Origin of the sequence: Psychrobacter sp. M9-54-1 (genome assembly GCF_016613355.1) — a bacterium.
GTDB classification, from domain to species: domain Bacteria; phylum Pseudomonadota; class Gammaproteobacteria; order Pseudomonadales; family Moraxellaceae; genus Psychrobacter; species Psychrobacter faecalis.
Genome location: NZ_JADGFW010000033.1, coordinates 1 through 12,283 on the forward strand (window position 1 = coordinate 1; position 12,283 = coordinate 12,283).

At 44.6% G+C, this 12,283-nt stretch carries 11 protein-coding genes; 4 read left to right on the forward strand and 7 right to left on the reverse strand.

Annotated features, from left to right (window positions below; translation table 11 throughout):
• Positions 1–61 precede the first annotated feature (61 nt).
• The 5 genes from IQ457_RS11580 to IQ457_RS11600 form a co-directional block, all read right to left on the reverse strand.
• Entirely contained in the window at positions 62–916 is an 855-nt protein-coding gene (locus IQ457_RS11580; RefSeq protein ID WP_200663413.1) for an SGNH/GDSL hydrolase family protein, read from the reverse strand.
• Positions 910–2,307, reverse strand: a complete 1,398-nt coding sequence (locus IQ457_RS11585; RefSeq protein ID WP_200663415.1) for a nicotinate phosphoribosyltransferase — start codon at positions 2,305–2,307, stop codon at positions 910–912. The genes IQ457_RS11580 and IQ457_RS11585 overlap by 7 nt, the downstream gene beginning before the upstream one ends.
• Positions 2,308–2,436: 129 nt before the next feature.
• Entirely contained in the window at positions 2,437–3,501 is a 1,065-nt protein-coding gene (locus tag IQ457_RS11590) for a bifunctional nicotinamide-nucleotide adenylyltransferase/Nudix hydroxylase (protein ID WP_200663417.1), read from the reverse strand.
• 270 nt (positions 3,502–3,771) lie between these two features.
• Positions 3,772–4,407, reverse strand: a complete 636-nt coding sequence (locus IQ457_RS11595; RefSeq protein WP_200663419.1) for a glutathione S-transferase family protein — start codon at positions 4,405–4,407, stop codon at positions 3,772–3,774.
• A gap of 129 nt (positions 4,408–4,536) precedes the next feature.
• Positions 4,537–5,526 carry an alpha/beta fold hydrolase gene (locus tag IQ457_RS11600; protein ID WP_200663421.1) on the reverse strand — a complete coding sequence of 330 codons (990 nt, stop codon included), beginning with the start codon at positions 5,524–5,526 and terminating at the stop codon, positions 4,537–4,539.
• 404 nt (positions 5,527–5,930) lie between these two features.
• Here IQ457_RS11600 and nfuA point away from each other — a divergent pair, with 404 nt between their 5' ends.
• Together nfuA and IQ457_RS11610 are read left to right on the forward strand one after the other, a co-directional pair.
• Entirely contained in the window at positions 5,931–6,614 is a 684-nt protein-coding gene (nfuA, locus tag IQ457_RS11605) for a Fe-S biogenesis protein NfuA (protein ID WP_068405139.1), read from the forward strand.
• Positions 6,615–6,874: 260 nt separating this feature from the next.
• Positions 6,875–8,179, forward strand: a complete 1,305-nt coding sequence (locus IQ457_RS11610; protein WP_200663423.1) for an O-acetylhomoserine aminocarboxypropyltransferase/cysteine synthase family protein — start codon at positions 6,875–6,877, stop codon at positions 8,177–8,179.
• A gap of 284 nt (positions 8,180–8,463) precedes the next feature.
• On the opposite strand, the gene IQ457_RS11615 is transcribed toward IQ457_RS11610, so the two are convergent.
• Entirely contained in the window at positions 8,464–9,483 is a 1,020-nt protein-coding gene (locus IQ457_RS11615) for an adenosine kinase (RefSeq protein WP_200663425.1), read from the reverse strand.
• A gap of 88 nt (positions 9,484–9,571) precedes the next feature.
• Complete coding sequence (gene rsmI, locus IQ457_RS11620) at positions 9,572–10,531, reverse strand: 16S rRNA (cytidine(1402)-2'-O)-methyltransferase (protein ID WP_200663427.1); 960 nt, start codon at positions 10,529–10,531, stop codon at positions 9,572–9,574.
• Between the two features lie 158 nt (positions 10,532–10,689).
• Between rsmI and IQ457_RS11625 the strand changes: the two genes are divergently transcribed.
• Together IQ457_RS11625 and IQ457_RS11630 are read left to right on the forward strand one after the other, a co-directional pair.
• Positions 10,690–11,139: a YraN family protein gene (locus IQ457_RS11625; protein ID WP_200663428.1), complete on the forward strand. Its 450-nt coding sequence runs from the start codon at positions 10,690–10,692 to the stop codon at positions 11,137–11,139.
• 245 nt (positions 11,140–11,384) lie between these two features.
• Complete coding sequence (locus IQ457_RS11630) at positions 11,385–12,173, forward strand: BON domain-containing protein (protein WP_200663430.1); 789 nt, start codon at positions 11,385–11,387, stop codon at positions 12,171–12,173.
• Positions 12,174–12,283 lie beyond the last annotated feature (110 nt).

Genomic DNA, 12,283 nt, shown 5'->3' on the forward strand with positions numbered 1-12,283 from the left:
GTCTGATGCCAGCATACTTTTTAGAACACCACCAAATTTTAATGTTCAGTATTTGCACTACTCAGCTACTTAACTTAGTAGTCGACGAATCTAGCAACTCCACAATCAATTCTGCCACTTGCTGCGCCCAATAACCATACATCAAACTGCTTGGATGAAAGCCGTCGCTGGCAAACATCACTCTGATATCGATCGGCGTGCCGTTAGAGTGTTCTTCTATCATGCGCGCAAAGTTCGTTGCCATGTAAGTGACATTGTCATGAGCGGCACAAATTTGCTGCAAGCTATTATCAAGGATAGCGGCTTTGGCGCCAACGAAGTTATTCAATGGCGCAGGTATCGCAGGCATTTGAGCCATTGGCGGTAAGCTTAAAAAAACCAGCTCGCGTACGCCGAATTTACGCTGGGCGATAGCAATGATGTTTTTAATTTGCTGTTGCCATTGAGCCGCAGAGACTTTGGAGGTGGTGTCATTAACGCCGACACTTAATACCATCACATCGATAGGTTGGCTCGGTGCAGGCAACACATAAAGCCTGCGCAAAATATCAAAGCTAGTATGCCCCGTGGTCGCTTGCAACGACCAGTTTAAGGTATCAAAAGCGCTTTGGATAGCAGGCTGCTCAGTCAAAATAGGTATCAAATGACCAACCAGCGCCTCTTGTTGGGTTTGACTACCGACGCCAGCCGCTGCCGAATCACCAACGATCATCAGGTTCAATATATTGTTGCCTTTACCCTTTGAGGTAATAGGCGAGTTATTGAGCTGAACCTGTCCATGACGCTCGCCATTTGGCTCAGGTAGGCGTACGGTATCACGCTTGATTTTGTGCCCTTGATAAAGGTAAACAGGAGCAAGCAGCATGTCCTTGGCAGCAGCGGCTATTTTATTTTGCATTTTTTTAGTAGCTACCATCCTGCACGCTCCCGAATCGTAGTGAGGTTATCTTCAATAAGTAATTTACCATCGATATATACATCGCGTAATAGGTTATCTTCAGCTGTCGTTAAATCATCCGCTTTAATGGTTTCTATGTTGCCTTTGCTATTTTTTATGAGTGCCAAACGGCCTTTTTTTGAGCGTTTTGAGCGGCTAGTGACAGGGTCTTTATAGATATCTTTCCATACGCCATCGATAGAGATGGCACTGGCTTTCATCGCCCAGCTCATGGTATCGCGATTGACTTGCTGCAATAAGCCGCCGCCCATCCCAAAGGTGATATTGTCGGCGCTAAAGCCTGCGTTTAAGACCACATCGATAATCTTGCCCAAGCTTTGCGGGCTGATACCGTCGCCTTGGATGATGCGTACATAGTCGGGTAGCACTTTATAGCCCTTGCTATTGATGGTGGTGCCAAATTTTACCGCCAAACGCTCCAAGGCTTCGCGTACGACTTTTGCCGGATCGCCGCTATCTGGACGGATAACCAAAGTCCCGCCCATACTTTTGACGTCGTCTTTTAGGCTACCGCCCCAAATATTGTCAATGGCATTCCATAAATCATAGCTGTCAGATACCACAGAAAAACTTTTACCAGCGCCGCCAAACTGTTCAATCATATTGGCAAAGGCGGCAGTTTCTCCATCGCGTCCCCAAGCTGTCATCGTGCTATGCTCAGCGGCAGGAATAGAAAAAGCAGCTATCTCTTTATCCATGTGATACCAGCGGCTAGCAGCAACCAAGGCCGTCATCGAGTCGGTACCAGCAAAGTTCACCAAATGCGCAAGGCTACCGAGTGCCACAGATTCTTGGCTCGAAGCACCGCGCGAACCAAAATCATGTAAACGAAAAATCAGTGATTCGGTATTGTCCGCAGATTTTTCTAGGGCCTGACGTATGATGCCTTTGCAATAATGAGAGACGCTAGCAACCGTTGAGGGATACCAAATCGCCCGCAGTAGCGCCGTTTCGATATAGCTTGGTAGCCAGTAAAACTCAGGGTCAGTATTGATAATTTGACAGACCACATTGGATGCTGGAACGACGCTGCCTTCAGGAATGGCTTCGATGCGCAGTGGCAGATAGCCGCCATGCTTATCTACCAACAGCTCCCAGCCAGCACGGTTAAAGGTCAAGCCATGGGCTTGAATGACCGCTTCGGCTTCATCAATATCTTGATGGGTAATCGGCGTGCTAAGGTATTCTTTGATAAAGGCTTGCAAGCCAAAAAATACCACATCATAGTCGCCTTTGCGCGCTTCGATATAGCTTGATAGATACTCGCTACCGCTTGGATATTGCACCCAATGCGAGGTTTTATAGCTGTCGCTATTTAAGATTAAATTGTTTAGATTGCTGGTGTACATCACAGAACTCCTCTGCTTTGAGATGCCGTAGCTGTTTTTTAATAACCGCTGCGGCGGTGAGCCATTGCCGTCTATCGGCGCTAGCGTGAAAAAAGGTTAATAAAAATTGCACAGTCGCCTGATAAAAGCCTACAAACCAACCATTTTGGTGATAATCGCATAATGGTCTTCAAACATCATGGTCGCATCAAGCTCTGCAAGCGGTAGCCAAAACGCTTTGGCTGCATCGTCGCCACCTTTTACTTTTGGTAGGCCTTTTGGGTCATTTTTAAGCTGAAAATAAAAAGCTTGAGTAATCGTACGCCCACGCGCCGAGCGATACGGGTCGTCAAAGGTATGCTGACTATGACAAGAGCCGCGTAGTACCGGTTCAGGCACTTTCAAGCGTGTCTCTTCGCGTAGCTCGCGGATACAGGCATCAAATAAGGTTTCTTTTGGATTCAAAAATCCACCCGGTAATGCCCATAGCCCGCGTCCTGGCATACTGCGGCGCTCAACCAATAAAATATGCCCTGATTGCACGACGAGCGCATCAGCGGTCATAAAGGTTGGTGGATAAGGCGCAGACTCCCATTGTCTTTTATATTTATCGACGAAATCGGCTTCTTCATGCAGGCTTTGATAAATATCAGTCTTTTTAAAGTCATTGAGAACGTTGCGGGTTGATTCAGGGGTGCGCTCAGGCGTTGGCGTGGCGCCCATTAGGTAGCTGTCACGAATAGGGGTCGCGGATAAATTGTGATAATTGGGTACAGAAACCGACGCCCAATTTGGGAATAAGGATAAATAATAAGATGAGCTGTCTTTTGAATGACCAATCAGCCCAATATCAGCCTGTAAGTCGCCGGTGACGGATTTGACGCCCGTCTGCACATATTGCAGCCAACGCGTGTCATTGTAGAGCGCATCGTCGAGACCGACGCAGTGAATTCGCGCCGCTTCTGCTGGCGAGTAGGCATTCTTTATCATCGCCGCGCGTTCATCGACACTAAATGGATTACGCAAGCTACGAGGCAGGTTGGCAGAACCAATCAGCATAATGACGTTATCGGCACGTTTTAATGCTTCATCGACCACTGCCTTATGCCCGCAGTGAAACGGCTGGAAACGTCCAATAAATACCAAATAACGGTAGTCTTTACTGTTATTTTTATCCGAGCTTTTATCCGAACCTTGCTCTGCTGATTCACTCATAACGGCCAACTCCTAACTTACTGCTATTAATTATCAATTTAAAATGTCTCAAAGAGGCTAATACTGACACAGCCTATATCTGGCTGACAAGTATAAAGATGTTTAGTGCCGTGACTTTATCGCTTTAACGAATTTTAGCGCTTGGTTTTTGCGCCATGAATGTTATTTTAAAGGATAATATTTTTATAGATATAAAAGCAAAAACCCTTCTAAAGGCTAGAAAGGTTAAGGTTAGAAAGGTTTTTGCAAACGCTCAAAGCATTAATAATATCAAATCTCAAGTGTTTTGATTTTTTCTAAGCCTTGCTGCTCAATGACGGCGGTCAAACCTTTATCTTCTTCAATACGTTTGACAAAGGCATCAAGGTTTTTATAGTCAGATAGATCAATCTTAAACTTTTTCGCCCACGTTAACGTGATGTATAAGTAAATATCAGCCGTGGTTTTGCTGCCTGTTAGATAGTCGGTTTTACCGAGCTGCTCGTTGGGCAGTCTAAGCAAATGGGCGATTTTTTCTTTGGCCTTTTGTTTTAAGCTTTCTTGTGCATCATCCCCTTCAATGAAGCCATCAGGTTCAAACAGCGGGGCAAAGGCTTTATGCAGATCGGCATTTAAAAACCCTAGCCAATGCATTAGCTGCCCTTTACCAGCTGGCGAGGTATCTGAGCCAAAGATATTGGCATCTGGATAACTGGCATCGATATAGACTTGGGTGGCGATGTTTTGGGTAATAATAATGTCGCCATCGACGATGGCTGGCACTGCGCCTTGCGGATTGATACGTAGATATTCTTCTGATTTGACCGAATCGTGATCTAACAGCTTAAGCTCGTAATCTGCGCCCATCCATTCGAGGGCGGTGTGCGGTACAACGGCGCAAGTTCCTGGTATGACATATAACTGCATAAATTACTCTTTTGAATTTGTTATGGCGTTCAATCCAGTCTAAACAGCCGATCTGGCCAAGTCAGTTATGTTATGTGAAGTTAGTTTTAGGAGATGTAGCATTATCATGCAAACTTTATCTTGCATGCGTCATCCTGCATGTTGCTCAATCCATGCCGCCACCGTTGGCCAGATTTCTTTGGCAGCCGTACGACTGTTTAAAATGCGGCTATGGGTATAATCATCCAAGTCACCATGACTTCGCGCGTATTCACGAAAAACGTTAGCAGAGTTTTTGTTGAGCGAGCGATTAAAGTCGTTAAAAAGTGACAGGCAACCTCGAGTTGGCGAGATGAATTTATCACCCTTGGCGCTGATAGCATAAATGGGTACGGTAATATTCGGCATATACTGCCGATAATCAAAAATCGCACTTTCAGGAGTATTTTGCTGGCGAGTGTGGCTATCAAAAGCACTTTTCTGAATACCATTCGCATTTATATCACTTTGTTTAATAAAACTGCTGTGGAAGTTTTTATGCAAATTCCACTCATACCATTGATTCATGGTGTGATGGTTTTCATTGATGGGTCCCAGTTTGAGTTTTCTGGCGGGTATATAGCCAAATAGATGGGTAAACATCTTGGCGGCGACTATTTTAAAATAGTTCTTCAGATTGACGATGGCGCCGTACACTTGGCAAGCAAACATGCTGATGCTATTTATTTTATTGATATACTGCGGATTTTGAATGAGAAACATCGTTAAGCAAGCGCCGCCGCCACTATGGGTGACGCAGTGTAAATTGCTGAGCTTTAATTCGTTAAATAAATAATCAAAAGTGGCGGCAAAATCATAGGTGGCGACGGTTTCGAAATTAAATTTGTCATTTGGGTTTGAGCTTGCACCATGAGCGCGCCATTCCATGATATAGCAATGATGGCCAAGTCCAGCTAGGTATTCAGCGATTCTTAAGCAGGTTTTTTTGTCCGAAAAAGTCCCATGGGTTAAGAAGATATTTTGTCCTTGATGCGCATTAACGATAGATAATTGATGGCTTTTTTCATTATCAAAAACTTCCCAAATAGCGATTTGTACGGCATCTTTGGTGGTCACAGAATTTAGATTCTCAGTCAACATACTGCTCTCTCAAAATAGTTAAGATTCTGATATTTATTCTTTTAAAATTTTCATAAGCTCTTTAGTGCATTCTACGCCCGCTAGACTTGATAAGTCTGCACGCCGTCTTTATATACTATGAAGATAAAGGCAGCTTACTATAGGTAAGCCTTATTAAAAATAGCCATCGCTTAAAACCTCAGCGCTTAAAAATCGCTACTGCCAATTCACACTAGCCCAGTCGGAATTATGCGTTAAGTGCGCTATAATAGACACCATAAAGAGCCATAAAGAAGTTTTCATCACGGTCAAAGCATTAAAACGATAAGCCAAAATGATGGTGATTTCATTAGTCCCAACCTCACATAGACGACACAGTAGACGTGGACAATATAACGCTTGTGTCATAACACATAGGAAGCATTATGAGTGAACACAATCCAACTGATACTCAAGTAGACCCTACTGCCGATTACGAGTCAGCATTAGATACTGAGCAAACCGAAGCTAAAAGTAACATTACCATCACTGAAGCGGCGCAAGGGTATTTGGCAGATTTACTGGCGAAGCAAGATACCGATGGTATCGGCGTGCGTATTTTCGTCGAACATCCAGGTACACCGCGTGCCGAATGCTGTATGGCTTATAACCAGCCGGGCGAAGAAGACAGCGCTGATTTAAAACTGACTTATGACGATTTTTCGGCATTTATTGAAGCGGCGTCCGTGCCTTATTTAGAAGATGCGGTGATTGATTATAATAAAGACCGTTTTGGTGGGCAGTTGACGTTCCGTGCGCCAAACTCAAAAGTGCCAAAAGTTGGTGCCGATGCCAGTGTCGAAGAACGTATCAATTATGTCTTACAGTCGGAGATTAATCCAAGCTTGGCCGCTCACGGCGGTGATGTCCAGCTGCTTGAATTGGTTGAAGAAGAAGGCGTTGGTCTGACTGCTATACTGAAATTCGGTGGTGGTTGCCAAGGCTGTTCAGCGGTTGATATGACCTTACGTCAAGGTGTTGAAGTGCAGCTGAAACAACAAATTCCAGAGCTGACGCAAGTCATCGATGAAACCGACCATACACGTACAGAAAACGCTTATTATAAATAGAAAATGACAAGTCGTTATAAAAAATAGCGCCGACATCATCTAAGAATATGCTTATTAGTTTCTTTGTTTATAAAAATTGCTTATGAATATTTGTCATTAAGAGATGAAAAATTTGCTATTCTTTTAATAAAGAAGCTGGGTTATGATTAACTCAGCTTTTTTTATGACTTTTTGTTATAACTAATTTTGATAAAAAAAATATGGGTTTAATAACCTATTAATACCCCTGTAAATATCCCATAAAATTTTAGGAGCACCTTATGAGTGACGGACAACCAGCCAAGCAGAATACTCAGCGCCTTGAAACCTTAGCCATTCACGCTGGCTATAGCGTCGAGCCAACCACCAAAGCGGTCGCCGTGCCTATTTATCATACCAGCTCGTATGCCTTTGATAATACCCAGCATGGCGCCGATTTATTTGATTTAAAAGTTGCTGGCAACATTTACACCCGTATCATGAATCCGACGACGGCGGTGTTAGAGGAGCGCGTTGCGGCACTTGAAGGCGGTATCGGGGCGTTAGCAGTTGCCTCAGGTATGGCGGCTATCACTTATGCGATTCAAACCATTTGTGAAGCAGGTGATAATATCGTCGCCGTATCGACCTTATATGGCGGCACTTATAATTTATTTGCCCATGCTTTGCCGCGTCAAGGTATCGAAGTCCGTTTTTTTGACCATAAAAACCCTGAAGCGATTCGTGATTTAATTGATGATAAAACCAAAATGGTCTTTGCAGAAAGTATCGGTAATCCACTGGGTAATATCGTCGATATCCAAGCTCTGAGTGACATCGCCCATGAATATGGCGTGCCAGTGGTGATTGATAGTACGGTTGCGACGCCAGCGCTGTGCCGTCCATTTGAGTTTGGCGCTGATATCGTCATTCATTCATTGACCAAATATATGAGCGGTACTGGTACTTCGATTGGTGGCGCGATTGTTGATAGCGGAACTTTCCCTTGGGGCGATTATCCTGAGCGCTTCCCATTATTAAACACCCCAGATGAAAGCTATCACGGCGTAAACTTTGTCAAAGACGTCGGCGCAGCGGCATTTATTGCCCGTGCTCGTGTCGCGCCACTGCGTAATACCGGCGCGGCAATCAGCCCGCTCAATGCCTTCGGTATCATGCAAGGTATGGAGACGTTAAGTTTACGTATGGAGCGTCATGTCCAAAACGCCCAAGCAGTTGCTGAATATCTACGCGACCATGACAAAGTCGCCTGGGTAAAATATGCTGGTTTGCCAGACCATCCTGAGCATGAGCTTGCGCAAAAATATATGAAAGGCACGCCATCCGCTATTTTAACCTTTGGAGTAAAAGGTGGCCTCGAAGCAGGCGCGCGCTTTATTGATGCGCTGCAACTGATTAAGCGCTTGGTCAATATCGGTGATGCTAAGTCGCTCGCTTGTCATCCAGCGACCACGACCCATCGTCAGCTTAACGAGCAAGAGCTAGAGAACGCGGGTGTTAGTGCGGATATGGTGCGTCTGTCAATTGGGATTGAGCACATTGAAGATATCAAAGCTGATTTAGAGCAAGCACTTGCCGCTGTTTAATTGAGCGATTATTTTGTTTTATAAATGAATACTAAAAAGCCCATATCCGATGACATGGGCTTTTGCTTATTAGATGCTAAAGTTTTGTAGGCAATCCTAAATAAAAGCGCGAAAATATTATAAAGTGCTACTGGTACAAATTTTCCTTGCTTGCTGTGCGACTTCGTCGCTCCAGAGGCTGCGCAAAATTTATCCCAGCAGCACTATCTTTTATTAGGAGTAAACTAGAAACGCCATCTCAGACACTTAGATTTTAGCGCTTTAGTAATCAAATAATCCAGCCACTAAACTGTTAAAACGTGGCGCGAGATATCTTGATACTCTTTTGATGATAAACGTGGACCGAATTGCTGAATCACTTGGGCGGCGATTTCGCTGGCAAGTCGTCCGCATTCTGGCAAGCTATAATGCTGCGATAAAGCATATAAAAACGCGCCAGAATAGTTATCGCCGGCACCATTGGTATCAATAACATTAGTAACAACTGGCGTCGGAATCTCATAAATCTCAATATCAGACTCATCATTTGGCTTATGAGCGATAATAGCGCCATTGGGTCCATCGGTAACGACTGCTGTCTGACAATGCTCAAGTAAGGCACGCGCCGCCGACTTATGCTGTTTTTTATCGGTGAATAATTTTGCTTCTTCACTATTACAAAATATCACCGCGACTTTATTGCCAAGCATATTAAGTAAGCCTTCTTTGGCAAATTTGACCACGGCAGGATCGGCAAAGCTGACGGCAATTTTGGCACCATGGATACCGGCTTGTTGGCGTAGTTTGGTCATCGCAGGCTGAATCCCTTCGGACATCGCCAAATAACCTTCTAAATATAACCAGCCTGCTTGGGTTAATGCTTCAAAATCGACGTTATCCGCAGTAATATCGCTTGAGGTACCAAGGAAAGTTTGCATGGTACGCTCACCATCTTCGGTCACTGCTACCACACATGAGCCCGTCACACCGCCTGCATGAATCGACTGCGGGGAGGTGGCGACGCCCGCTTCGTGCAAGTCTTTTAGGTAAAACTCGCCTTGCTTGTCATCGCCGACGCGGCAAGCATAAAAAGGTTTGCCGCCCAAACTTGCAAAGGCATACATTGCATTGGCCGCCGAGCCACCGCCTGCTTGTTTTGATGGCTTAATCTCTGCCAATTTAAAATACGCCAATAACTGCTGCTGCTCTTCGAGTCCTGCTAGCGTCATATTGCCTTTGGTCAGGTCAGTTTCTTCTAGCGCTGCATCCGACAGCAGATATTCGTGGTCAACCAAGGCATTACCTATCGCCATCACATCGTACATTATGTCCCTCTCCTCAATGAATTTATCAATATTTAATTTGCGGTTACTTAATCTATGGCTGCTTCGCTTAATTTTTTATAACTACAAACTATTCTGCTTGCAGTTCAAGTAGGCGTTGATAAAGCGCGTTCTTTTTGACGCCTGTAATATCAGCTGCCAAGGCGGCGGCTTTTTTAACCGATAAGTCCTCTAATAAACGCTGTAATAATTTATCGTGGATACCGATATCATCATCGTCCTGCGCTGCATTTACCCCGGCGACGACCACGACGATTTCACCGCGTTGCTGATTGTCATCGGCTTTGACAAATTCGACCAATTCGCCAAGCGTGCTTTTATGCACGGTCTCAAAGGTTTTGGTCAATTCACGGCAAAACGTCACTTCGCGCTCTGGCCCAAAGATAGCCGCCATATCTTCTAAGCTAGCAACAATACGATGCGGCGCTTCATAAAATATCAAAGTTTCGCTACGTGCGTTGAGCGCTGTTAATTGTTTTTGGCGACCGTGGGTTTTGGCTGCTAAAAAACCAATAAAGCTAAAACGGTCTGAGGGCAATCCTGCAACCGATAGCGCAGCAATAGCAGCAGAGGCACCAATAATAGGAGAGACGCGAACACCAGCAGTATGAGCGGCTTGTACCAATTGATAACCGGGATCGCTAATCAGCGGCGTACCAGCATCACTAATCAAGGCAACCGAATGACCTTGCTGAATCATCTCAATAATTTTGGGCGTTTGAATGGCACTATTGTGTTCATGATACGCCCAAAGTTTATGATGACCTTTTTGTTTTGCAGCGCCATCAGACTCGTTTTCGGCGTCATGTTTATTATAATAAGCCGTTCCTTCTTCGCTATATTCAACCTTATTGGCTTTGGTATTAATGCCAAAATGTGATAACAGTTTGCCTGAGGTGCGGGTGTCTTCACAGGCAATGATGGCAACTTGCTTTAAAACATCGATTGCGTGCGGTGTCATGTCGCTTAAATTACCAATCGGCGTGGCAACGATATAAAGACAAGCTGGCATCGCGGTAGGGCTAGACATGAAAACCTCGGAGTATTAAGAAATTATCTTAAGAAAGAACATTAAAAACGCATATGAAAAGCGATTATGAAAACGCGAAAGTGGTTAGTTTAGCATGATGTGCTATGATAATTCTCAAATGTTCCGCTGACCGATAGCCATGATAATAAAAGCCCGTGATGGTAAATGACAAACCCTTAAACCTAACTTCACCGACCCAGCGTCAAGGCAGCCGTTTTGAGCAGCAAGCGTGTGCGTTTTTGCAAGCGCAAGGCTTGATATTGATTGCGCAAAATTGGCAACAACCAAAAGTGGGTGAGCTCGACTTAATTATGCTAGAAAAAGGGCAGGCGTGGTCGACACTGGTATTTATTGAAGTGCGGCAGCGGCAGCGTTCAGGATTTGGTGATGCTGCCCTTAGCGTGACGAAAAGTAAGCAACATAAAATTATCAAAGCGGCGCGCTATTTTTTGCAGCAGCATCCTGAATATAATGATTATGAGTGCCGGTTTGATGTGATAGCTTATGATACCAATACTAAAAATAACAGCAGGGACGTTAAAGAAACGACGTCAAAAAACACTCAACCAGAATGGCTGCAAGGGGCTTTTATTGCCTCGGCTTGGTAATAGGTTTTTTTAGCGTGAGTATTTTAAAAAATTAAGCCCGATAACTCAGCTAAAAAAGTAAAATAAATAAGCGTATCAAGTTACCGTTACCAAAAGCCTAAACGCCTCGGGTAAATATTCAGTAAAGTAGCGCCATTAAAAAGTTATTAACTACATAAAGCTATCATCATTATTATCAAGCGTCACACTATTAATTACCAGCTACTCACCAGTTAATCACTACATCATGTTCTAAGAGGTAAATCATGACACGGATGCATTTGCGTACTGCTATTTTTGGCTCATCACGTCGTAAGGCGATTGGCGTTATGCTATTGACCAGTATCGTCGCCACAGGTTGTACCACCAACTATTTAACCAATAGCACAGAAGGAACGTATGGCGTACCGATGACCGAGCGCACCATTCCGCAGCGCCTGCTTGACCGCAGTATCGAGCATACCGTCAAGATTAACGTCTATGGTCTGCAAGAAAATTTGCAGCAAATCAGCCGTATGAGCATTGATAGTTTTAATAGTGAGGTGCTGCTCACCGGTGAGGTGCCAACGCAAGAAATTAAGACAGAAATTGAAAAAGTGGTGGGCTCTATGCCAGATGTCCGTCACGTCTATAATGAGCTGAATGTGAGCGCCTCAAGGGGCTATAGCTCAACCGTTCACGATGGTTATATTACCTCCAAACTACTGGCAAAAATAGCCTCTAGCAATGGCGTAAAAGCCTCGCAAATAAAGGCGGTCACCAATGATGGCGTGGTTTATATTATGGGTCGCATGACGCCGACGCAGCAAAGCCACCTGATTGATATTGCCAATAATACCGTCGGCATTACAGAGCTGGTGCTGCTGACCACCGTCGTTGACGATAGAGGGGTGAAGATAGGCGAGGACGATATCATGTATGAAGAGAATTTGGCCAATCCTACCAGAGGCCCAGTGCTCAATAGTCGGGCAGCGCCTGAGGTCACAAGTGTAGTAGAGCCGCCGATTAACGCTACGCCGATTATCGTCGACGAGAATGGCGCGCCCGTTAATTAGCCGTCATTAAATTGCCATTATCAAGTTGCTATGTTTACCTTTATCAAAAGTCTTGTCTCGCTAATAAACACAAGAAACCTAAACACTCATAACAGGAACAGAACGATAAA